22 protein-coding genes are annotated in these 21,800 nt (G+C 53.6%); 21 read left to right on the top strand and 1 reads right to left on the bottom strand.

From position 1 onward, the window contains the following. The first annotated feature begins 49 nt into the window (after positions 1-49). The 8 genes from RHM61_RS06235 to RHM61_RS06200 all read left to right on the top strand — a co-directional run bounded on the left by RHM61_RS06235 (position 50) and on the right by RHM61_RS06200 (position 9,307). Positions 50-1,546 (top strand): CoA-acylating methylmalonate-semialdehyde dehydrogenase, encoded by a 1,497-nt coding sequence (locus tag RHM61_RS06235; RefSeq protein ID WP_322250271.1) that lies wholly within the window; start codon positions 50-52, stop codon positions 1,544-1,546. After that, positions 1,547-2,581 (top strand): nitronate monooxygenase, encoded by a 1,035-nt coding sequence (locus RHM61_RS06230; RefSeq protein ID WP_322250270.1) that lies wholly within the window; start codon positions 1,547-1,549, stop codon positions 2,579-2,581. A gap of 190 nt (positions 2,582-2,771) precedes the next feature. Further along, entirely contained in the window at positions 2,772-4,418 is a 1,647-nt protein-coding gene (locus RHM61_RS06225; protein WP_322250269.1) for a GMC family oxidoreductase, read from the top strand. 165 nt (positions 4,419-4,583) lie between these two features. After that, on the top strand, positions 4,584-5,357 hold the full coding sequence (locus RHM61_RS06220; protein ID WP_322250268.1) for an ABC transporter ATP-binding protein: 774 nt from the start codon (positions 4,584-4,586) through the stop codon (positions 5,355-5,357). Then, positions 5,354-6,073 carry an ABC transporter ATP-binding protein gene (locus RHM61_RS06215; protein ID WP_322250267.1) on the top strand — a complete coding sequence of 240 codons (720 nt, stop codon included), beginning with the start codon at positions 5,354-5,356 and terminating at the stop codon, positions 6,071-6,073. Before RHM61_RS06220 ends, RHM61_RS06215 begins: the two co-directional genes overlap by 4 nt. 63 nt (positions 6,074-6,136) lie before the next feature. Beyond that, positions 6,137-7,342 carry an ABC transporter substrate-binding protein gene (locus tag RHM61_RS06210; protein WP_322250266.1) on the top strand — a complete coding sequence of 402 codons (1,206 nt, stop codon included), beginning with the start codon at positions 6,137-6,139 and terminating at the stop codon, positions 7,340-7,342. 88 nt (positions 7,343-7,430) lie between these two features. After that, positions 7,431-8,315 (top strand): branched-chain amino acid ABC transporter permease, encoded by an 885-nt coding sequence (locus tag RHM61_RS06205; RefSeq protein WP_322250265.1) that lies wholly within the window; start codon positions 7,431-7,433, stop codon positions 8,313-8,315. 11 nt (positions 8,316-8,326) lie between these two features. Next, entirely contained in the window at positions 8,327-9,307 is a 981-nt protein-coding gene (locus RHM61_RS06200) for a branched-chain amino acid ABC transporter permease (RefSeq protein ID WP_322250264.1), read from the top strand. 106 nt (positions 9,308-9,413) lie between these two features. Here the strand turns inward: RHM61_RS06200 and RHM61_RS06195 are convergent, their stop codons facing one another. Further along, complete coding sequence (locus RHM61_RS06195; protein ID WP_322250263.1) at positions 9,414-10,571, bottom strand: iron-containing alcohol dehydrogenase; 1,158 nt, start codon at positions 10,569-10,571, stop codon at positions 9,414-9,416. 121 nt (positions 10,572-10,692) lie between these two features. Between RHM61_RS06195 and RHM61_RS06190 the strand changes: the two genes are divergently transcribed. The 13 genes from RHM61_RS06190 to atpG all read left to right on the top strand — a co-directional run bounded on the left by RHM61_RS06190 (position 10,693) and on the right by atpG (position 21,775). Further along, positions 10,693-11,454, top strand: coding sequence for a sulfite exporter TauE/SafE family protein (locus RHM61_RS06190; protein ID WP_322250262.1), 762 nt, complete (start codon positions 10,693-10,695; stop codon positions 11,452-11,454). Positions 11,455-11,655: 201 nt separating this feature from the next. Beyond that, positions 11,656-13,614: a tRNA uridine-5-carboxymethylaminomethyl(34) synthesis enzyme MnmG gene (mnmG, locus tag RHM61_RS06185; RefSeq protein ID WP_322250261.1), complete on the top strand. Its 1,959-nt coding sequence runs from the start codon at positions 11,656-11,658 to the stop codon at positions 13,612-13,614. Further along, positions 13,611-14,261, top strand: coding sequence for a 16S rRNA (guanine(527)-N(7))-methyltransferase RsmG (gene rsmG / locus RHM61_RS06180; protein ID WP_322250260.1), 651 nt, complete (start codon positions 13,611-13,613; stop codon positions 14,259-14,261). Before mnmG ends, rsmG begins: the two co-directional genes overlap by 4 nt. Before the next feature lie 23 nt (positions 14,262-14,284). Continuing rightward, positions 14,285-15,058, top strand: coding sequence for a ParA family protein (locus RHM61_RS06175; RefSeq protein ID WP_322250259.1), 774 nt, complete (start codon positions 14,285-14,287; stop codon positions 15,056-15,058). 15 nt (positions 15,059-15,073) lie between these two features. Further along, the gene (locus RHM61_RS06170) at positions 15,074-15,967 is read left to right on the top strand and encodes a ParB/RepB/Spo0J family partition protein (protein ID WP_322250258.1); all 894 of its coding nucleotides are present in this window, start codon (positions 15,074-15,076) and stop codon (positions 15,965-15,967) included. Positions 15,968-15,989: 22 nt separating this feature from the next. Beyond that, the gene (locus tag RHM61_RS06165; RefSeq protein ID WP_322250257.1) at positions 15,990-16,541 is read left to right on the top strand and encodes an alpha/beta hydrolase; all 552 of its coding nucleotides are present in this window, start codon (positions 15,990-15,992) and stop codon (positions 16,539-16,541) included. A gap of 203 nt (positions 16,542-16,744) precedes the next feature. Further along, on the top strand, positions 16,745-17,050 hold the full coding sequence (locus tag RHM61_RS06160) for an ATP synthase subunit I (RefSeq protein WP_416200215.1): 306 nt from the start codon (positions 16,745-16,747) through the stop codon (positions 17,048-17,050). Beyond that, positions 17,047-17,889 (top strand): F0F1 ATP synthase subunit A, encoded by an 843-nt coding sequence (gene atpB, locus RHM61_RS06155; protein WP_322250255.1) that lies wholly within the window; start codon positions 17,047-17,049, stop codon positions 17,887-17,889. Before RHM61_RS06160 ends, atpB begins: the two co-directional genes overlap by 4 nt. A gap of 101 nt (positions 17,890-17,990) precedes the next feature. Then, complete coding sequence (gene atpE / locus RHM61_RS06150; protein ID WP_322250254.1) at positions 17,991-18,236, top strand: F0F1 ATP synthase subunit C; 246 nt, start codon at positions 17,991-17,993, stop codon at positions 18,234-18,236. Between the two features lie 67 nt (positions 18,237-18,303). Continuing rightward, entirely contained in the window at positions 18,304-18,774 is a 471-nt protein-coding gene (locus tag RHM61_RS06145; RefSeq protein ID WP_322250253.1) for a F0F1 ATP synthase subunit B, read from the top strand. Positions 18,775-18,776: 2 nt separating this feature from the next. Next, entirely contained in the window at positions 18,777-19,310 is a 534-nt protein-coding gene (locus tag RHM61_RS06140; protein ID WP_322250252.1) for a F0F1 ATP synthase subunit delta, read from the top strand. 26 nt (positions 19,311-19,336) lie between these two features. Further along, a complete protein-coding gene (gene atpA, locus RHM61_RS06135) occupies positions 19,337-20,878 on the top strand; it encodes a F0F1 ATP synthase subunit alpha (RefSeq protein WP_322250251.1) in 1,542 nt (513 codons plus the stop codon). A 27-nt stretch (positions 20,879-20,905) separates the two neighbouring features. After that, positions 20,906-21,775, top strand: coding sequence for a F0F1 ATP synthase subunit gamma (atpG, locus tag RHM61_RS06130; RefSeq protein ID WP_322250250.1), 870 nt, complete (start codon positions 20,906-20,908; stop codon positions 21,773-21,775). Positions 21,776-21,800: the final 25 nt, after the last annotated feature.

The raw sequence follows: 21,800 nt of genomic DNA, 5'->3' as shown, positions 1-21,800 counted from the left end.
GTGATTTATTCTGGAGTCGATATTTTTTCTTCTTCAGAAAGTTTTCGCCATGTCCACTTTACTTCAGCATTTTTTCAATGGTCAGGTCACGCCGTCGACTTCGGGCCGTTTGCAAGACGTTTTCAACCCAGCTACCGGTGCCGTGGTGGCACAAGTTGTGTTGGCCGATTTGGCGGCCGTCGATGCCGCCGTGGCAGCGGCCAAAGCCGCCGCACCGGCTTGGGCTGAGACTGCGCCGCTCAAGCGTGCGCGCGTGATGTTTAAATTTAAGGAATTGTTGGACCGGCATCATGTTGAACTGGCCACCTTGATTACCCGCGAACATGGCAAGGTATTGTCCGATGCCATGGGTGAGGTGACCCGTGGTATCGAGATCGTCGAATTCGCTTGCGGGATGCCGCAACTGTTGAAAACCCAATTTTCCGACAACATCGGCGGCGGCATCGATAACTATAATCTGCGCCAACCGCTCGGGATTACCGCTGGTATCACGCCTTTCAATTTTCCTTTCATGGTGCCGATGTGGATGGCACCGTTGGCCATTGCTACCGGTAATTGCTTCATCTTGAAACCGTCGGAGCGCGATCCTTCTTGTGCTTTACTGATCGCAGACTTGCTCAAACAAGCCGGGTTGCCAGATGGCGTATTCGGGGTTTTGCAGGGCGATAAAGTGGCGGTTGACGGCTTGTTGCAGCATCCGGATGTGGCGGCTATTTCTTTCGTCGGCTCGACACCGATTGCCGAATACATTTACAGCGAAGGCACACGTTTGGGTAAGCGCGTACAGGCTTTGGGTGGGGCGAAGAATCATTTGGTGGTGATGCCGGACGCGAATTTGGAACAAGCGGTCGATGCCCTGATGGGCGCGGCGTATGGCTCGGCCGGCGAACGTTGTATGGCGATTTCGGTGGCCGTCGCCGTCGGCGATGTGGCCGATGCACTGGTGACGGCCTTGGTGCCGCGCGTGCGGGCACTGACGATTAAAAACGGTATGGAAGCCGATGCTGATATGGGGCCGGTGGTGACGGCTGCGCACAAGGCTAAAATTGAAGCGTATATCGCGGATGGCGTGCTCGAAGGCGCGCAGTTGTTGGTTGATGGACGCGGCTTTTCGGTGCCCGGCCATGAGGCCGGTTTTTTCCTCGGCGGCACGCTGTTTGATCAGGTAGTTGAAGGAATGAAAATCCATCGCGAAGAGATTTTCGGTCCGGTCTTGTGCATCGTGCGGGTCCCCGATTTTGCTGCCGCAGTGGCGCTGATTAATCGTCACGAATTCGGTAATGGCGTGGCCTTGTTTACTTCGGATGGCAACACGGCACGCGAATTTTCGCGCCGCGTGCAAGTCGGTATGGTCGGCATCAATGTGCCGATTCCAGTGCCGATGGCCTGGCATTCGTTTGGTGGCTGGAAACGTTCCTTGTTCGGTGATGTGCATGCTTACGGGGAAGAAGGCATACGTTTTTATACCCGCTACAAATCGATCATGCAACGCTGGCCTGACAGTATAAGCAAGGGCGCCGAATTCACCATGCCGGTAGCGAAGTAAATGATGCTGTCGCGTTTGCTGACTTATCCCATCATTCAGGGGCCGATGGCCGGTGGCGCTTCGACTCCACAATTGGTGGCGGCCGTCAGCAATGCCGGTGGGCTCGGTTCGCTGGCGGCCGGCATGTTGGCACCGGCTGCCATCGGTGAGCAAGTGCGGCAGATTCGCGCACTTACGGCGCGGCCATTTGCCATCAATTTATTTGTGCAGCAAACGCCGACGCCGAGTGAGCTCGAATTGCAGCAAGCCGAGCAATGGCTTAAGCCCGTTTGGTCGGCGCTGGGCTGGGATGGTTTGCCGCGACCGGCGCGTTGGTGTGAAGATTTTGCCGCCCAGTTTGAGGCCCTGATCGATGCGGCGCCGGCGCTGGCCAGTTTTACTTTTGACATTCTCAGTCAAGCCCAAGTGACACGCTTGCAGGCCGCTGGCATCGCCGTCGTTGGCACTGCCACGCAGCCGTCTGAGGCGCTGGCCTGGCAAGCGCTGGGGGTGGATGCGGTGTGTCTGTCGGGTGGTGAAGCTGGCGGCCACAGAGGCACGTTTATCGGCCCGCAGGAAGATGTCCATTTCAGCACTATGGAATTGCTGGCCTTGTGTTTGCCACAGTTGCGTGTGCCGGCGATTGTCGCCGGCAATATCATGGATGGTCACGACATCGCTGCCGCACTGGCTGCCGGTGCCGCAGCGGTACAAATGGGCACGGCGTTTCTGGTGACGCCCGAGTGTGGGATTGATCCGGCCTACCAACAACGCTTACTCAGCGCCACCACCGACTGCACGCGTCAAACCCGAGCGATTACCGGACGGCTGGCGCGTGGGCTCGACAACCGCTTTATGCAAGCCATGGAAGCAGTCGCCGCGCAGGTACCGGCTTACCCGGTACAAAATGCCTTGACGGCCGGCTTACGCAGTGCGGCCGCCAAACTTGGTGATACCGAACTGATGTCGCTGTGGGCCGGACAGGGGGTGGCGCGGGCGCGTGCCATGCCGGCCGCACAGCTGCTCGCGCTGCTGGTGGCGGAAGCCGGACTCTGAAGCGTTTCCGGGTTCGATTACTTAATTATAAAACCCGCTTTCATCAAAAATCTGACTAGGGTTTGAAACCCCGGCCTTCAGGCCGGTGAGCGACGAAGGAGCGACGCGATGGGAGGGGATGCAAACCCCTTCCAGAGTCTTTTCCATCGTCGCTTGCGACGATCCATTAACTTGTTAACAGGAAAAAAATATGGAATCAGCAGGTCAATTTGATTACATCGTGGTCGGTGCCGGCAGCGCCGGTTGTGTGCTGGCCAACCGCCTGTCGGCCGATCCGACGCGGCGTGTGCTGCTCATCGAAGCCGGCGGCAAAGATGACTATCTGTGGATTCATATCCCGGTCGGCTATTTGTATTGCATTAATAATCCGCGTACCGATTGGATGTATCGCACCGAAGCGGAAGCGGGTTTGAACGGTCGCAGTTTGATTTATCCACGTGGGAAAGTCCTCGGCGGCAGCTCATCGATCAATGGCATGATTTACATGCGTGGTCAGGCGCGCGATTACGATGAATGGGCGGCTTTGAGTGGCGACGACAGTTGGCGCTGGGATCAGGTCTTACCCTTATTTAAAAAAAGCGAAGACCATCACGGCCAAGATGGGGAATTTCACGGTCGCGGTGGCGAGTGGCGTGTGGAAAAACAACGTTTGTCGTGGGAAATTCTCGATGCCTTTCGCGCCGCCGCGGCGCAGGTCGGGATTCCTAACAGCGATGATTTCAATCGCGGTGATAACGAAGGTTGCGGCTATTTCGATGTCAATCAAAAACGCGGCATTCGCTGGAATACTGCCAAAGCTTTTTTACGCCCAGCGGCAGCGCGCGATAACTTGACCATCATGACCGGTTGCCAGGTGCAGAAATTATGTATCAGCAGCACTGGCGACGGCCAGCGCTGCAGCGGCGTGGAATTCATCGGCGGCGGCCGTCATTGGTTTGCTGAGGCGATGGTCGAAACAGTGCTGGCGGCCGGTGCCATCGGTTCGCCGGCGATTCTGCAATTGTCAGGTATCGGTGCGCCGGCGCAGTTGCAGCAAGCCGGCGTGCCGGTCGTCCATGCTTTGGCTGGTGTCGGGGCGAATTTGCAAGACCATTTACAGATTCGTTCTTCATTTAAAATCAGTGGTGCACCGACCTTGAATAAGATGGCCAACAGTTGGCTCGGCAAGGCCCGTATCGGCCTCGAATATGCGCTGCGTCAGAGTGGGCCGATGTCGATGGCACCGTCGCAGCTAGGGGCGTTTACGCGCTCGGATGCGAGTCAGGCGACGGCTAATTTGGAATACCATGTGCAGCCTTTATCGCTCGATAAATTCGGCGATCCTTTGCATGATTTTCCGGCGTTTACCGCCAGCGTGTGCAATCTGCGTCCGAGTTCGCGCGGCCAGGTACGCATCCTCAGTCCCGATGCGGCGCAGGCACCGGCGATTGCCCCCAATTATTTGAGCACAGCGGAAGATCGGCGCATCGCGGCCGCTTCCTTGACGCTGACGCGGCAGATTGTGGCCGCACCGGCGCTGCAAAAATATGCGCCGCAAGAGATGAAGCCGGGCGCACAATTTCGCACCGAAGCAGAATTAGCCAATGCCGCCGGCGATATCGGCACGACGATTTTTCATCCGGTTGGCACCTGTAAGATGGGGCGCAGCGATGATGCGATGGCCGTGGTGGACAGCCAGTTGCGCGTAATTGGTGTGGCTGGTTTGCGGGTTGCCGATGCCTCGATCATGCCGACGATTACCTCCGGTAATACCAATTCACCAACCATCATGATCGCGGAAAAAGCGGCCATGTTAATGCTCGCGGCGCGGCCAATTGGGGCGGCGCGCGCGCTATAGTAGTTATACCGTATTGTTGTTGCTTTCATTTGCTGGGTACTATCACTCGTCGCTGTGCTATGTTGTCTTAGATTTTGTTCAGTGATGAGTGCAAAATAATAATTATGCCCGCTGCACGTACAGCGGGATTGTCATGTTCGAAACAAGGCAACACAAGGAGATCAGATGACCCAAGTCATCCTGGAGACTAAGCGCTTGAGCAAACAGTTCAAGGGCTTCACCGCGGTTAATGAAGTTAACCTGCAAGTTCAGCGTGGTCATATTCACGCCTTGATCGGCCCGAATGGTGCTGGCAAAACAACTTGCTTCAATTTGCTGACGAAATTTCTGGTACCGAGTTCGGGTCAGATTTTATTCAATGGTCTCGATATCACGGCGGCTAAACCGGCACAAATTGCACGCCAAGGCATCATTCGTTCGTTTCAAATTTCGGCAGTGTTTCCGCACTTAAGTGTGCTCGAAAATGTGCGTATCGGTTTACAGCGCACACTGGGTAGCTCGTTTCATTTTTGGAAGAGTGCTGCCAGCTTGTCGCGCTTGAACGAGCGTGCCATGGACTTGCTCGAACAAGTAGATTTGGCCGCGTTTGCGACGACGCTGACGGTGGATTTACCGTATGGTCGCAAGCGTGCGCTGGAAATCGCCACGACCTTGGCGATGGAACCGGAAATGATGTTGCTCGACGAACCGACCCAAGGCATGGGACATGAAGATGTCCATCGCGTGACTGAATTGATACGCAAGGTCGCGGCCGGTCGCACTATTTTGATGGTGGAACATAATATGAGTGTGGTGTCCGGCATCTGCGACCGCATTTCGGTACTACAGCGTGGTGCCATGCTGGCCGAGGGCAGTTATGCCGAAGTCTCGGCCAATCCCTTGGTGATGGAAGCGTATATGGGTAGCAGCAGTGCGGAATTGGAAGGAGCACACGCATGAAGTCAGCGCGCATTCCAGCACTGGAAATTACTCACTTACAAGCTTGGTATGGCGAGTCACATATTTTGCATGATGTGAATCTGTCGGTACAGCCTGGCGAGGTCGTTACCATTCTAGGTCGTAACGGTGCCGGTCGTACCACGACCATGCGTGCCATCATGGGCTTGACCGGTGCGCGCGCCGGTTCGATCAAGATTAACGGGGTCGAAGCGATCACGCTGGCCACGCATAAAATTGCCCATCTTGGCGTCGGTTATTGTCCGGAAGAGCGCGGTATTTTTTCTTCCTTGTCGACCGAAGAAAATCTTTTATTGCCACCGATGGTTTCACGTGAAACCGCGGGCATGGCGATTGCCGATATTTATGCCATGTTCCCTAACTTGGCCGAGCGTAAGCATAGCCAAGGCACGCGTTTGTCGGGTGGCGAGCAGCAAATGCTGGCGGTTGCGCGCATCTTGCGTACCGGTGCGCGACTATTGTTACTCGATGAGATTTCCGAAGGCTTGGCACCGGTTATCGTGCAAGCCTTGGCGCGGATGATTCTGACACTCAAAGCGAGTGGCTACACCATCGTGATGGTGGAACAGAATTTCCGTTTCGCCGCACCTTTGGCCGATCATTTTTATGTGATGGAACATGGTCAGATTGTCGAGAGTTTTACGGCGGCACAGTTGCCGGAAAAAATGCCGGTATTGAATCAGTTGTTGGGCGTGTAATTCAGTTTCAGTCGCCCGTGCTTTATAACGGGCAATTTCAATAATAATGACAGGAGATGAAAGATGAAGAATACATTGAAGCTAATCAGTTTGGCGCTTGCCGCGGCCTTTTCTGCCGCACCGGCGGCTGCACAAGTGTCGGGCGATGTAGTGAAGATCGGCTTTATCAGCGATTTGTCGGGCGTGTACTCGGATATCGATGGCAAAGGCGGGGTTGAAGCGATCAAGATGGCGATTGCCGATTTCGGTGGCACGGTACTCGGTAAGAAAATCGAATTCGTCAGCGCTGATCACCAGAATAAAGCCGATATCGCCGCCAGTCGCGCGCGCGAATGGTTTGATCGCGATGGCGTCGATCTGCTCATCGGCGGCACCAATTCGGGTACCGGTTTGTCGATGGCCAAAGTGGCCGCAGAAAAGAAAAAGCCTTATATCTCGATCGGTGCCGGTACCGCCGTGTTGACCAATGAAGAATGCACACCATACACGATTCACTATGCCTACGATACCGTGGCGCTGGCCAAGGGTACTGGCTCGGCCGTGGTCAAGCAGGGTGGGAAGAGTTGGTATTTTCTGACGGCCGATTATGCCTTCGGTGCGGCCCTTGAGAGCGATACGGCACGGGTGGTGAAAGCCAATGGTGGCACCGTCAGCGGCGCGGTCAAACATCCTTTGTCGGCCTCCGATTTTTCTTCCTTCTTGTTGCAAGCACAGGCATCGAAAGCGCAGATTCTCGGTTTGGCGAATGCCGGTGGCGATACCATCAATGCGATCAAGGCCGCCAATGAATTCGGCGTGACCAAGACGATGAAATTGGCTGGCTTGCTGATGTTTATCAATGATATCCATTCGCTCGGTTTGAACCTGACCAATGGCATGTATTTGACCGACAGCTGGTATTGGAATGCCACGCCGGAGTCACGCACTTGGGCGCGTCGTTATTTTGAAAAAATGAAGAAGATGCCATCGAGTTTGCAAGCCGCCGATTACTCGGCAACGCTGCAGTATCTCAATGCTGTCAAAGCCGCCGGCAGTGACGACAGCGAAAAAGTCATGGCGAAATTACGCAGCATGAAATTCAACGACATGTATGTCAAGAATGGTTATGTGCGGGCCGATGGCAGCATGATTCATGATATGTATCTGATGCAAGTCAAAGCGCAAACGGAATCGAAAGAGCCGTGGGATTACTACAAGGTGGCGCAAGTGATTCCTGGTGAACAAGCGTTTACCACGAAGGCTGAATCCAAATGCGCGTTGTGGAAATAAGCTGATTGATCACCGGCGCGCTCTGTTTATGGGCGCGTCTTTTTTTTAATTCTGTCGGGCTGATTGCCGACTTTTTTTTAAGCGTGCCATGGAAATATTTGGTATTCCGCTTCAGGCGATGCTGAGTCAGCTCTTGCTGGGCTTGGTCAATGGCTCGTTTTACGCGATGCTGTCTTTGGGGTTGGCGGTGATTTTCGGACTGCTCAACGTGATTAATTTTGCCCACGGCGCCTTGTACATGATGGGCGCGTTTTTCGCCTGGATGGGCATGGAGTACTTCGGTATCAGTTATTGGGTGATGTTGGTTGTAGCACCGTTGGCCGTTGGGGCGATCGGTATCGTGATCGAGAAAACCATGCTGCGCTGGTTGTACCAGCTCGATCATTTGTATGGGCTATTGCTGACCTTCGGTATTACTTTACTGCTCGAGGGCGTGTTCCGCTCGGTGTACGGGGTCTCAGGACAGCCGTATTCGGTCCCTGCAGCCTTGGCCGGTGCCACCGACCTCGGCTTCATGATCTTGCCAAATTATCGCGCCTGGGTCGTTATCGCCTCTTTGACGGTATGTTTCGCGACTTGGTTCGTGATTGAAAAGACCAAACTCGGTGCTTATCTGCGCGCCGGCACGGAAAATCCTAAATTGGTCGAAGCTTTCGGCGTTAACGTGCCCTTGATGGTGACGCTGACGTATGGTTTCGGTGTCGCCTTGGCGGCCTTTGCCGGGGTGTTGGCAGCACCGGTGATTCAAGTCTCGCCGCTGATGGGTTCGAATCTGATCATTACGGTGTTTGCGGTGGTAGTGATCGGTGGCATGGGCTCGATACTGGGTTCGATCTTGACCGGTTTGGGCTTGGGCGTAATCGAAGGATTGACGCGTGTGTTTTATCCGGAATTGTCGGCCACGGTGGTGTTCATCGTGATGGCGATTGTGCTCATGATACGGCCAGCTGGCTTGTTTGGAAAAGAAAAATGAACGGATCTCCCATGCTCAAAAAAATCGCCACTGCGGTGCTGCTGCTGGCCTTGTTGGCGGCACCGGCTTTCGTGTATCCGGTGTTTTTGATGAAGCTGTTGTGCTTCGCCTTATTCGCCTGCGCCTTTAATCTGCTGATCGGTTTCACCGGTTTGCTGTCGTTCGGTCATGCCGCATTTTTCGGCACCGCCGGCTATGTGGCCGGGTGGGCGATTCGTGATGCCGGTTTGCCCACCGAAGCCGGCTTGGCACTCGGTGTCGGGGCGGCCGCGGTGATCGGTTTGCTGATGGGTTTGTTGGCGATACGGCGACAAGGTATTTATTTCACCATGATCACTTTGGCCTTAGCGCAGATGTTGTATTTCATCATACTGCAAGCGAAGTTCACCGGTGGGGAAGATGGCTTGCAGGGCGTCGCACGTGGCAAGCTGTTCGGCAGTCTCGATTTGGCTTCTGATTTGCATTTGTATTATGCGGTGTTGGCGATTGCCTGTGCCGGTTTTGCTTTGATCGTCAGAACTGTGCATTCACCGTTCGGGCAAGTCTTGAAAGCCATCAAGGAGAACGAAGCACGCGCGATCTCGCTCGGTTACGATGTCGACAAATACAAATTGCTGGCCTTTGTGTTGTCGGCTGCTTTGGCTGGCCTCGCCGGTGCCACCAAGTCCTTGGTGCTCGGTTTTGAAACGCTGACCGATGTGCACTGGACCATGTCTGGCTTGGTGGTGTTGATGACCTTGGTTGGTGGTTTGGGAACCTTGGTCGGGCCGATCGTCGGTGCCATCTTGATCATCGCCTTGGAAAACAAGCTCGGTGATTTCGGCGAATTGCTGGCCAATGTCTCGGGCATAGAATGGTTCCGCAGCTTGGGTGATTCGGTCACCATCGTCACCGGTTTGATTTTCATCGTTTGTGTATTGGCTTTCCGACGTGGTTTGGTCGGCGAGTTACAAGCTTGGTGGCAAAAGAAAGTCACTGCGAAAGCACTGTGAATTTGTTGCGCTGAAAAAAAGCCCCGTTGCCAGAGTTGGCAGCGGGGCTTTTTTTTTGTCGTGAATATTGCTTTTAAAATAATAATTTTAATTTTGTAGCAGCCCCTTACCAAGCCGCCGCGTAAATCGCACGCGCATCGGCTAAGCTGACTTCGCGCGGGTTATTCGTCAGTAAGCGGGTTTGTAACATCGCATCGGATGCCAAGCGATCGAGCTCGCCCTCGGTCACGCCGACTTGGCGCAAACGAGTAGGAATGGCGGTGCGCAGCGCCAGTTCTTCGAAGGCGCTGATGAGGGCATTGCTGCGCGCTTCGGCACTGCCAGTAGCGTCCGGTGCAATGATCTCGGCCAGCTCGGCATACTGCTGGGACGCTTGCTCGGTATTGAAGCGTAATACATGCGGTAACACCAGGGCATTCGATAAACCATGCGGCACGTGGAAGATGCCGCCCAGCGGATAGGCGAGGGCATGGACGGCGGCACAGGGGGCATTCGCAAACGCTTGGCCGGCCAGCATGGCACCGAGCAGCATGGCTTGGCGTGCTGCCAAGTTCTGGCCATTGCTGCAGACTTGCTCGATATTGTTCCACAATAATTTCAACGCGGCGCGCGCCAGCATATCGGAGAGCGGGTTCTTTTTATGCCGCGTGGTATAGGCTTCGATCGCATGCACCATGGCATCAATGCCGGTGGCTGCACTGACCGCCGGCGGCAAGCCGACACTAAGTTCAGCATCGAGAATGGCGAGGTCAGCATACAGCTGCGGTGCGACCACGCCCATTTTGCTGGTGGCACCGGTGGTGACGATGGCAATCGGCGTGACTTCGGAGCCGGTACCGGCGGTGGTTGGGATTTGTATCAAGGGCAGGCGCGCACCGCTGACTTTGCCTATGCCATACATGTCTGCCAGCGGCTGGGTGCCGCCGGCCAGCACGGCGATCAGCTTGGCTACATCCATGGAGCTGCCGCCGCCTAGCCCGACGACCAAGTCGACCGAGAGGGCACGTGCGCGTGCCGCCGCATCAAGCACGACCGCTTCCGGGGGATCGGCCAGCACCTCGGTGTACAGGCTGACCCGTAAGCCCTGTGCCTCGATATTCGTTTGGACTGCGCTGACCAGACCGGTGCCGAGGAAGCCGGCATCGGTGACGATGAGCACATGTTTGCAGGCCGGGAAGTGGGCCACGATGGTGTTGCCGAGTTCGCGAGCGGCGCCAGTTTTGTTGATGAGACGAGGGACGGTTTGAAATTCGAAATTATTCATCGTATGGCTCTCTGTTCTGGTTAAAGTTCATTACTTGTGTGCTACCTGACATCGCGCAAACTTGATATTCTGATTAGCTTGCCAGAAATCGGCTGCTTTGAGAATAAGGTTAAAAAATTTCATGATCAATATGATGGTACTGGGAGGCGCAGCCTTCTTCGCCGGCTTTGTCGATGCCATCGTCGGTGGTGGTGGCTTGGTACAAGTGCCGGCCTTGTTTTCAATGATGCCGGGCACCGCACCGGCTACCTTGATTGGAACGAGTAAATTCGCCGGTGTCTGGGGTACCACGGTGGCCGCGCGTAATTACGTCAAGCGCGTGCAGTTGCGCTGGGCCATGGTATTGCCGGCGGCCTTGATGTCGTTTATTTTTTCTTTCGCCGGGGCCTACTTGGTCACGCATGTATCGCCCGAACAGTTACGCAAGGCACTGCCGTTCGTCTTGTTTGCCGTGGCTGTGTATACCTTCAAGAAAAAGGATTTCGGGGCGGTCGATGCGCCGCCATTTTCCGGTTCGACCGAGACTGCCTTGGCAATGTTGGTCGGGGCCGCGATTGGTTTCTATGATGGCTTCTTCGGCCCCGGCACCGGTAGCTTCTTCATGTTTTTGTTTGTCCGTGTGTTCGGCTATGACTTCTTACGTGCTTCAGCCATCGCCAAAGTATTGAACGTGGCTTGCAATGTTGCTGCTTTGATTTGGTTTGGCTTCAGTGGTCATATCTTATGGCAGATCGGCGCAGTGATGGCGGCATGTGGTATCTGTGGTTCGCTGCTTGGTACTAAGATGGCAATTAAACATGGTACTGGCTTTGTGCGTAAAATCTTCCTGTTTGTGGTGGTCGCCTTGATTTGTAAAACCAGTTACGATGGTTTTTTACGCTGATTGTTTCACGTGAAACAATCAGCTCGGCGTGCTGAAAATACCGATATGCAGGATGATGGCGATGTTTCACGTGAAACATCGCCATGTTTTTTTGTGCATTCGCCGCGCTTGATTCCAGTTTAATCGACACTGTGCCGTAGCGCGGCAGTGAAAACCAACTATAATCGGGGCTTCCAGAGTCAACGTTTGTCGAAGCTAGCTATGTTTTATCCTAAAGAATTTGATGTAATTGTGGTCGGTGGTGGTCATGCTGGTACCGAAGCGGCGCTGGCCTCGGCGCGCATGGGGCAGTCCACACTGCTGTTGAGCCATAATATAGAGACCCTCGGTCAGATGTCTTGCAATCCATCGATAGGTGGAATCGGTAAGGGGCATCTGGTGAAAGAGCTTGATGCCATGGGCGGCGCGATGGCGATTGCCACCGATGAAGCCGGCATCCAGTTCCGTATACTGAACTCGTCCAAAGGCCCGGCGGTACGCGCTACCCGTGCCCAAGCAGACCGTATACTGTATAAACAAGCGATCCGCAGCCGGCTGGAAAATCAGCCTAACCTGTACTTGTTCCAGCAAGCAGTTGATGATTTGTTGGTTGAGAATAATCGCGTCGTTGGTGCCGTTACCCAAGCCGGCATTACTTTTCGCGCTCGCGCCGTCGTGCTGACGGCCGGTACTTTCCTCGATGGGAAGATCCACGTCGGCTTAAACAGTTATTCGGCCGGTCGTGCCGGTGACCCGCCAGCCTTGTCTTTGTCGGCGCGCTTGAAAGAATTGGCCTTACCACAGGGGCGTTTGAAAACCGGTACGCCACCGCGTATCGATGGTCGTAGTATCAATTTTTCCGTCATGCAGGAACAGCCCGGCGATCTCGCTCCGGTGCCGGTGTTTTCTTATCTTGGTAATGCGGCCATGCATCCGCGCCAAGTACCGTGCTGGATCACCCATACCAACGAACGCACCCACGATATTATTCGCGCCGGTCTCGACCGCAGCCCGATGTATACCGGCGTGATCGAAGGGGTAGGGCCGCGCTATTGCCCATCGATAGAAGATAAGATTCATCGCTTCGCCGGTAAGGATTCGCATCAAATTTTCCTCGAGCCCGAAGGCTTGACGACGAATGAGTATTACCCCAACGGTATCTCGACCAGTTTGCCATTTGATGTGCAGCTGAACTTGGTGCGCTCCATGCGTGGGATGGAGCAGGCGTTTATCCTGCGTCCTGGCTATGCAATCGAATACGATTATTTTGATCCACGTGGTTTGAAATTGTCTTTGGAAACGCGCCAGATCGAAGGCTTGTTCTTTGCCGGACAAATCAACGGTACCACCGGTTACGAAGAGGCGGCGGCGCAGGGTATGTTGGCTGGCTTGAATGCGGCATTGCAAACCCAAGGCCGTGCGGCTTGGACTCCACGCCGCGATGAAGCTTATCTCGGCGTCTTGGTCGACGATCTCATTACTAAGGGTGTGCAAGAGCCGTATCGGATGTTTACCAGCCGCGCTGAATTCCGCTTGAGCTTGCGCGAAGATAATGCCGATATGCGTTTGACTGAAATTGGCCGCGAACTCGGTTGTGTCGGTGACCTGCAGTGGAAATTGTTTGAAGAAAAACGTGAGAGCGTGGCCCGCGAAATGGAGCGTTTGCGTTCGATCTGGGTTAACCCGCGCATCGTCGCGCAAGCCGAAGCAGAGCGCGTAGTGGGCAAGGCTTTGGAACGCGAATACTCCTTGGCCGATTTGCTGCGTCGTCCTGAAGTGACTTACGAGAGTTTGATGAGCTTGCAAGGCGTGGAAGGGCAGGCACTGGCTGCTCCCGGTGTGATCGATCCGGCCGTGCGTGAACAGGTGGAAATTCAAGTCAAGTATGCCGGTTACATCGAACGGCAGGCGAAAGAGGTAGAGCGGCACGCATATTTTGAAAATCTGAAAATGCCAGCGGCATTTGACTATATCGAAGTTAATGGTTTGTCGATGGAAGTGCGGCAGAAACTCAATGTCCATCAACCGGAAACTTTGGGCCAGTGTGGGCGCATTTCCGGCGTGACGCCGGCTGCGATTTCGCTGTTGCTGGTGCATTTGAAAAAACGCGGTTTCAAAGAGTTTGCCACCGCCCCTGACACCAGTGCGGCTGTGGCCGCCGACATCGGAGCATCTGTATGAGCCTTCCCGACCACGAAGCCTTGCGCAAGTTGCTGGCCGCCGGCATCACCGAACTCGGTTTGGCACTCGATGATGGCCAGATCGATAAAATGATGGCGTATTTAGAATTATTGTCAAAATGGAATGCTGTTTATAATTTAACATCGATCCGCAAACCGCTCGATATGGTGCGTGCGCATGTGCTCGATTCCTTGTCGGCGGTGCCGGCTTTTGTCGGCGCCGACAAAGTACTCGACGTCGGTTCCGGCGGCGGCTTGCCGGGCATGATACTGGCGATCGCTTACCCACAGATACAGGTGGCGATGATAGACACGGTCCATAAAAAAACGGCTTTTTTGAATCAAGCCAAGACCGAACTCGGCCTCAGCAACGTGACCGTACATACCGGGCGAGTGGAACAACTGGCACTGCCCGGTGCCTTTGATGTCATCACTTCGCGGGCTTTTTCAGAATTATGTAATTTTATTAACTGGTCCGGGCATTTGCTCGCACCGGGTGGCCAACTCATCGCCATGAAGGGCGTTGCTCCAGCGCAGGAAATCGAAGCTTTGCCCGAGGGTTGGCAAGTCAGCGGCGTGCGCGCCTTGACTGTGCCGGGCCTTGATGCTGAGCGGCATTTGGTTTTCGTTCAGCGAACTGCAGTTTGAAGCCCCCCACACACGGAAACACCATGGCAAAAATATTTTGTGTAGCAAATCAAAAAGGTGGCGTTGGCAAGACCACCACTACCGTCAATCTGGCAGCTGGCTTGGCCAAACTCAATCAACGCGTGTTGCTGGTCGATTTAGACCCGCAAGGGAATGCCACGATGGGTGCCGGCATCAATAAATCCAAATTAACCAGCTCGGTGTATGAAGTCTTGCTCGGTATGTCGGATGTGGTCACGGCGCGCTTGCGCTCGGAATCAGGGCGCTTCGATGTCTTACCAGCCAATCGTGAGCTGGCCGGTGCCGAAGTCGAAATGGTCGCGCTCGATAACCGCGATAAGCGTCTGCGTGATGCCTTGGCGGCCGTGGCGGGCGATTACGATTTTATTCTGATCGATTGCCCGCCCGCTTTGTCGATGTTGACGCTCAATGGCTTGTGCGCCGCCCATGGCGTGATTATCCCTATGCAGTGCGAATACTATGCGCTCGAAGGATTGTCTGATTTAGCCAACACGATTAAGAAAGTATCAGCCAATCTCAATCCCGATCTCAAGATCGTCGGTTTGTTACGGGTGATGTTTGACCCACGCATGACCTTATCGCAGCAAGTTTCGGAGCAGCTCGAACAGCATTTCGGCGACAAGGTCTTCAAAACCGTCATTCCGCGCAATGTCCGCCTGGCCGAAGCACCGTCTTACGGTATTCCTGGCGTGGTGTTCGATCCTGCATCCAAGGGTGCGCAGGCGTATATCGCGTTCGGAGCCGAAATGCTCGAACGTATTTCAAAACTGGATTAATAAGTAGGTATATGTATGGTTGTTAAAAAACAAAAAGGCTTAGGCCGCGGACTCGATGCCTTGTTCGACGGTGCCGCTGATTTTGCCCAAGCCATGCCGACGGTGAGCGGCGAACCGACGACTTTAGCTGTGACGCAAATGCAAGCCGGTAAGTATCAACCGCGCACGCGTATGGATGAGGGGGCCTTGGCCGAGTTGGCCGCTTCCATCAAGGCACAGGGCTTGATGCAGCCTATCCTGGTGCGTCCGATTGGTCAGACCGATGGGGTAACCCGCTACGAAATCATCGCCGGTGAGCGGCGCTTCCGTGCCTCGCAGATGGCCGGTTTGAGCGACGTGCCGGTGTTGGTCAAGGATGTCGACGACCAAACGGCCGCGGCGATGGCGCTGATCGAAAACATTCAGCGTGAAGATCTCAACCCGCTCGAAGAAGCACAGGGCATACATCGTTTGATCACAGACTTTTCATTTACGCATGAACAAGCGGCAACGGCAGTCGGGCGCTCGCGCAGCGCGGTATCGAATTTGTTACGCCTGCTGAATTTGGCCAAGCCGGTGCAAACCATGCTCATGGCCGGTGACATCGACATGGGCCATGCGCGTTCTTTGCTCGCCACCGATGCCGCTACCCAAATACAGTTGGCGCATCAAATCGTGGCCAAGCGTTTATCGGTGCGCGAAGCGGAAAAATTAGTTGCTAGAACCACACTGGAACAGAGCCAAGATTTCACGCCGCGCGAGAAAGCCGAAAAATCGCGCGATATCACGCGCTTGGAAGAAGAATTGTCGGATTTGCTGGCCACTACGGTAAGTTTGAAAATGGGCAGCAAGGGCAGGGGACAATTGCAGATCGATTTTGCCGATCTCGATAGCCTCGATGGGGTGATTTTAAAATTGCGCGGCCAATAATTTCACACTGAGAGCGAACACGATGCGTTTGTTGATCTTACCCGGCTGGCAAAATTCCGGCCCCGACCACTGGCAAAGTTTGTGGCAAGCCAGCATGACCGATGCGCAGCGCGTAGAGCAAGCCGATTGGGATGATCCGCAATGTCGTGATTGGGTCGCCAATTTGTCGGCCGCTGTCAATGCCAGTAAGGATGATGTAATTCTGGTCGCGCATAGTTTGGGCTGCGCCTTGACGGCGTGGTGGGTGGCGCTCGGTATGCCGGGCGTGTTGGCACCGGATAAAGTCATCGGTGCTTTGTTAGTGGCCCCGCCCGATGTGGAACGAGCGGACATGCCGACTCCAAGCTTTGCACCGATGCCAACCATACGCTTGCCGTTTGCCAGTATCGTGTTGGCTTCTGATAACGATTCATGGTGCGATTTACCGCGCGCACAAGCTTGGGCACAGGCCTGGGGGGCTGAGTTTCACTGTCTTGGTGCACTCGGGCACATCAATACCGTAACCGGCTTGGGTAGCTGGACGGCAGGTCAGGAATGGCTGAGCGAGCTGAAAAGCCGGACCGGGCCGCGCTGAAAAAAACAGCAGTGTCTCATTCTGATGCATCGCATCTAACGTTTGACGATGTTACGCACTACCACGTATAATTCCGTGGTTTTGGTAAGCAAGGATATGCTCTGCCTGATAATATTTTTAATCATCGCAGTAGGTAAATCGACTACTCGAATAAGGATGGGGCGGGCATGGCACGTATTGTATGGCTGCAAATAGCCGCGGCATTGACCGTCGCGCTGATCGCCTTAATCGGAAGCAAGAACTGGGCCTTATCGGCCTTGGCAGGCGGATTATGCTGTGCACTCCCTAACGCGTTTTTTGCTGTGCGCCTGACGATGAGCGCACGCAAGCCGGGAGGCACCGACCCGATGAGTTTTTTCTTCGGTGAATTTATAAAAATTGCACTGACAATTGCGCTGATGGCGGCGGTTGTTACCTGGTACCACGATGTGAATTGGCCGGCTTTCTTGATCGCCTTCATCGTGGTATTGAAAAGTTATTTCATTTTACTCTTTAGACAACGACCATGAGCGCAATCGAGCAAGCAGCACCAACGGCGTCAGAATATATTGTCCATCACCTTGGACATTTTTCTACCCACCATCAAGATAAAATCGTTGATTTTTCTCTCTTCAACCTCGACACCATTTTTTGGTCCGTGTTTTGCGGCATCGTCGGCAGCTTCGTGCTGTGGTTGGCGGCGCGTAAAGCCACCTCCGGTGTGCCAGGCCGCTTCCAAGCTGCGGTCGAGATTTTGGTCGAGATGGTCGAAGAGCAATCGAAAGGCATCGTCCATGGCGACCGCAGCTTCATCGCTCCATTGGCACTGACTGTCTTTGTCTGGGTCGCCCTGATGAATTCGCTCGATTTCTTGCCGGTCGATTTATTTTCCGGTGCCTTCCGTTTCCTGGTGTATTTGGGCGTTGCGCCGGAATCACTGGCTGACATGCACCACCGTGTGGTACCGACGGCCGATTTGAACGGCACACTCGGCATCGCCCTCGGCGTATTTGCACTGATGCTCTATTACAGCGTTAAAATCAAAGGTTTCGGCGGCTTCTTGCACGAATTGGTGGCAGCACCGTTCGGCATCAAGATGGCACCATTCAACTTGATTTTGCAATTGATTGAATTCGCGGCAAAGACGGTTTCCCTTGGGATGCGGTTGTTCGGTAACATGTTTGCCGGCGAATTGTTGTTCCTGTTGATCGCTTTGTTAGGTTCGATGGCAACTGTGTTCGGTGTCTTCGGTCACCTGGTGGCCGGTACCGTCTGGGCAATTTTCCATATTCTGATTGTATTCCTGCAAGCGTTCATTTTCATGATGCTGACCCTGGTCTACATCGGTCAAGCTCATGAACACCATTGATGGCGCAGGGTTGTAAAGTTTTGGTTTGGTTTTAATTTTTTTAGTTTTAGTTTTAATCTTAGTTTTAGCTTTTTATTATTTTTAACTTTTAAGGAAATGTCATGACTGATTTATCTTTTGTTGCTTTGGCTTGCGGTTTGATCATCGGTTTGGGCGCAATCGGCGCTTGTATCGGTATCGCTATCATGGGTGGCAAATACCTGGAAGCGTCTGCTCGTCAACCTGAATTGATGAACACATTGCAAACTAAAATGTTCCTGTTGGCTGGTTTGATCGATGCTGCGTTCCTGATCGGTGTTGGTATCGCTATGTTGTTTGCATTCGCTAACCCGTTTGTTGCCAAATAAGTCGTTTTTCCTTCTCCTGCCGGAAGCGTGCTGCTTCCGGCTTGAACCATTTAGATAAGGAATTACCGTGAACTTAAACTCAACATTGTTTGTTCAGTTCGGTGTTTTCTTCATCTTGGCATTGTTCACAATGAAATTTGTGTGGCCGCCACTGATGAACGCGCTCGATGAGCGCGCCAAGAAGATCGCCGACGGACTGGCAGCCGCCGACCGTGGCCGTGCAGAAATGCAAGCTGTCGAAAAGCGTGTACAAGCCGAATTGGCCGGTGCCCGTGATGAAGGTCAGAAACGTATCATCGACGCCGAAAAACGCGCCCAAATGATCATTGACGAAGCCAAAAATACGGCTTCGACAGAAGCGGCTCGTATTCTTGCTCAAGCTCAAGCTGATGCAGAGAATCAAGTAACCAAAGCACGTGAAACTTTGCGTGATCAAGTTGCTACTCTGGCAGTCAAAGGTGCAGAACAAATTCTCAAACGTGAAGTCAATGCATCCGCTCATGCCGATCTGTTGAATCAACTGAAAACCGAGCTGTAATTATGGCCGAACTCGCAACGATCGCTCGTCCTTACGCAGAAGCGCTGTTTCGTGTTGCCCAAACCGGTGACCTGTCCGCTTGGTCGGACTTGGTTGCCGAGCTGGCATACGTTGGTGCGCATCCCGATGTACAAGCTCTTGCACACAACCCGAAAATCTCGGCTGCTGTTAAAGCTGAGATCGTGCTGTCTGCGCTCAAATCTCCAGTCACCGCCGAAGCGAAGAATTTCATCGCCACGCTGGCTGATTATGAACGCCTGACTGTGTTGCCCGAAATCGCCTTTCAATTTCATGCTCTGAAAAACGCCTATGACGGCGCCGCAGATGCAGAAGTGACCAGCGCTTTTGACTTATCGGCAGCACAGCTGAGCGAACTGGCGGCAACGCTGGAACATAAATTTGGCCGCAAATTGCGCCCAACCGTGAAAGTCGATCCGACTTTGATCGGTGGTGTACGCATCGTGGTTGGTGATCAGGTGCTCGACACGTCGGTACGCGCCAAGCTGCAGAAAATGCACGTGGCCCTGACCGCGTAAGAACGACAACAATATTAGGAGTTAGTATGCAACTCAACCCATCTGAAATCAGTGAGTTGATCAAGAGCCGGATTCAAGGCCTTGGCGACACCGCTGAAATTCGTAATCAAGGTACGGTTATCTCCGTTACCGACGGTATCTGCCGCATTCACGGTCTGTCTGACGCGATGCAAGGTGAGATGCTGGAATTCCCAGGCAATACATTCGGTCTGGCATTGAATTTGGAACGTGATTCCGTCGGCGCCGTTATTCTCGGTGACTACGAACACATTTCCGAAGGCGATACCGTCAAATGTACTGGCCGTATTCTCGAAGTGCCAATCGGCCCTGAACTGCGCGGTCGCGTCGTCAATGCGCTCGGTCAGCCTATCGATGGCAAAGGCCCGATCAATGCCAAGTTGTCGGCACCGATCGAAAAAATCGCGCCGGGCGTCATCGCCCGTCAATCGGTTTCCGAACCACTGCAAACCGGTATCAAATCCATCGATGCGATGGTTCCGGTCGGCCGCGGTCAACGCGAACTGATCATTGGCGATCGTCAAACTGGTAAGACCGCTGTCGCGATCGATGCCGTGATCAGCCAAAAAGGCCAGAACGTAACATGTATCTATGTTGCTATCGGTCAAAAAGCTTCTTCAGTTAAAAACGTTGTGCGTTCGCTCGAAGCCCATGGCGCGATGGAATACACAATCGTCGTCGCAGCAACTGCTGCTGAATCGGCTGCGATGCAATATGTTTCGGCTTACTCCGGTTGCGCCATGGGCGAATACTTCCGTGACCGCGGCGAAGATGCACTGATCATCTATGATGATTTGTCTAAACAAGCTGTTGCTTACCGTCAAGTATCGCTCTTGCTGCGCCGTCCACCAGGCCGTGAAGCCTATCCTGGCGACGTGTTCTATTTGCACTCGCGTTTGCTCGAACGTGCAGCACGCGTCAATCCTGCGTATGTTGAGAAGTTCACCAACGGTGCCGTTAAAGGCAAAACCGGTTCGCTGACTGCTCTGCCTATCATCGAAACTCAAGCCGGTGACGTCTCCGCTTTCGTTCCGACCAATGTGATTTCGATCACTGATGGTCAGATCTTCTTGGAAACATCGTTGTTCAACGCCGGTATCCGTCCTGCGATCAATGCCGGTATCTCGGTATCGCGCGTCGGTGGTGCTGCTCAAACCAAGGTTATCAAGAATCTGTCCGGCGGTATTCGTACCGATTTGGCGCAGTATCGTGAATTGGCTGCGTTTGCGCAATTTGCCTCGGATCTCGATGAAGCAACGCGTAAGCAGCTCGACCGCGGTGCCCGTGTGACTGAATTGTTGAAACAAGCGCAATACGCGCCATTGTCCATCTCTTTGATGGCAGTGACTTTGTTCTCGGTGAACAAAGGCTTCCTCGATGATGTACCTGTCAAGCAAGTATTGGCTTTCGAAGCTGGCGTACACGACTTCATGAAAACCAGCCATGCGGCTTTGTTGCAAAAGATCGAAGAAACCAAGCAACTCGACAAAGATGGCGAAGCTGCCATGTCTGCCGCGATTGCTGATTTCAAAAAATCCGGCGCCTATTAATTTACTGTAGCTAGAAGGAGTCCACTCATGGCTGCAGGCAAAGAAATACGTGGCAAGATTAAAAGCGTAGAAAATACGAAGAAAATTACTAAGGCGATGGAAATGGTCGCCGCATCCAAAATGCGTAAAGCGCAAGAGCGGATGCGTGCGGCTCGTCCCTATAGTGAAAAAATTCGCAATATCGCTGCAAACTTGTCACAAGCCAATCCAGAGTACACGCATCCTTTTATGGTTCAACAAGATCAGGCCAAGAAAGTTGGCTTGATCGTTGTGACGACAGATAAAGGTTTGTGCGGTGGCTTGAACACCAACGTTTTACGTTTGGTCACCAACAAAATGCGTGAACTTGAAGGCAAGGGTTCAAAGGTAGAAGCAGTCGCCATAGGTAACAAGGGTTTGGGTTTTCTCAACCGCATCGGCGCTGCCGTGGTAGCGCATGCGGTACAGCTGGGCGACACGCCGCATCTCGATAAATTGATCGGGCCGGTGAAATTGTTGCTTGATGCTTATCAGGAAGGCAAACTCGACGCGGTTTATCTCAGTTACACGAAGTTTGTTAACACCATGAAGCAAGAACCGGTGATCGAGCAGTTACTGCCTCTGACATCGGATCGCCTGGCTACCGACAAGTCATCCCATACTTGGGATTACCTGTACGAGCCGGATGCCAATACGGTGATTGATGAATTGCTCATACGCTATGTCGAAGCATTGATTTTCCAAGCAGTAGCGGAAAACATGGCTTCTGAACAATCGGCACGTATGGTCGCGATGAAATCAGCGAGTGATAACGCAGGTAGCGTCATTGGTGAGTTGAAACTGGTTTATAACAAAACCCGTCAAGCCGCCATTACCAAAGAGCTCTCCGAGATCGTCGCCGGCGCGGCAGCGGTCTAAACTGAATATTAATTATTGAAGGAAC

The sequence above is a fragment of the Undibacterium sp. CCC3.4 genome (assembly GCF_034347425.1).
GTDB lineage: Bacteria > Pseudomonadota > Gammaproteobacteria > Burkholderiales > Burkholderiaceae_D > Undibacterium.
The sequence above is the reverse complement of the archived record's forward strand: the minus strand, read 5'-3'. Positions and strand labels throughout refer to the sequence as shown.

Bases quoted from the DNA above. Each gene is read 5' to 3' on its own strand.
- RHM61_RS06235 (WP_322250271.1), top strand. From the start codon at position 50: ATGTCCACTTTACTTCAGCATTTTTTCAATGGTCAGGTCACGCCGTCG.
- RHM61_RS06230 (WP_322250270.1), top strand. From the start codon at position 1,547: ATGATGCTGTCGCGTTTGCTGACTTATCCCATCATTCAGGGGCCGATG.
- RHM61_RS06225 (WP_322250269.1), top strand. From the start codon at position 2,772: ATGGAATCAGCAGGTCAATTTGATTACATCGTGGTCGGTGCCGGCAGC.
- RHM61_RS06220 (WP_322250268.1), top strand. From the start codon at position 4,584: ATGACCCAAGTCATCCTGGAGACTAAGCGCTTGAGCAAACAGTTCAAG.
- RHM61_RS06215 (WP_322250267.1), top strand. From the start codon at position 5,354: ATGAAGTCAGCGCGCATTCCAGCACTGGAAATTACTCACTTACAAGCT.
- RHM61_RS06210 (WP_322250266.1), top strand. From the start codon at position 6,137: ATGAAGAATACATTGAAGCTAATCAGTTTGGCGCTTGCCGCGGCCTTT.
- RHM61_RS06205 (WP_322250265.1), top strand. From the start codon at position 7,431: ATGGAAATATTTGGTATTCCGCTTCAGGCGATGCTGAGTCAGCTCTTG.
- RHM61_RS06200 (WP_322250264.1), top strand. From the start codon at position 8,327: ATGCTCAAAAAAATCGCCACTGCGGTGCTGCTGCTGGCCTTGTTGGCG.
- RHM61_RS06195 (WP_322250263.1), bottom strand. From the start codon at position 10,571: ATGAATAATTTCGAATTTCAAACCGTCCCTCGTCTCATCAACAAAACT.
- RHM61_RS06190 (WP_322250262.1), top strand. From the start codon at position 10,693: ATGATCAATATGATGGTACTGGGAGGCGCAGCCTTCTTCGCCGGCTTT.
- mnmG (WP_322250261.1), top strand. From the start codon at position 11,656: ATGTTTTATCCTAAAGAATTTGATGTAATTGTGGTCGGTGGTGGTCAT.
- rsmG (WP_322250260.1), top strand. From the start codon at position 13,611: ATGAGCCTTCCCGACCACGAAGCCTTGCGCAAGTTGCTGGCCGCCGGC.
- RHM61_RS06175 (WP_322250259.1), top strand. From the start codon at position 14,285: ATGGCAAAAATATTTTGTGTAGCAAATCAAAAAGGTGGCGTTGGCAAG.
- RHM61_RS06170 (WP_322250258.1), top strand. From the start codon at position 15,074: ATGGTTGTTAAAAAACAAAAAGGCTTAGGCCGCGGACTCGATGCCTTG.
- RHM61_RS06165 (WP_322250257.1), top strand. From the start codon at position 15,990: ATGCGTTTGTTGATCTTACCCGGCTGGCAAAATTCCGGCCCCGACCAC.
- atpB (WP_322250255.1), top strand. From the start codon at position 17,047: ATGAGCGCAATCGAGCAAGCAGCACCAACGGCGTCAGAATATATTGTC.
- atpE (WP_322250254.1), top strand. From the start codon at position 17,991: ATGACTGATTTATCTTTTGTTGCTTTGGCTTGCGGTTTGATCATCGGT.
- RHM61_RS06140 (WP_322250252.1), top strand. From the start codon at position 18,777: ATGGCCGAACTCGCAACGATCGCTCGTCCTTACGCAGAAGCGCTGTTT.
- atpA (WP_322250251.1), top strand. From the start codon at position 19,337: ATGCAACTCAACCCATCTGAAATCAGTGAGTTGATCAAGAGCCGGATT.
- atpG (WP_322250250.1), top strand. From the start codon at position 20,906: ATGGCTGCAGGCAAAGAAATACGTGGCAAGATTAAAAGCGTAGAAAAT.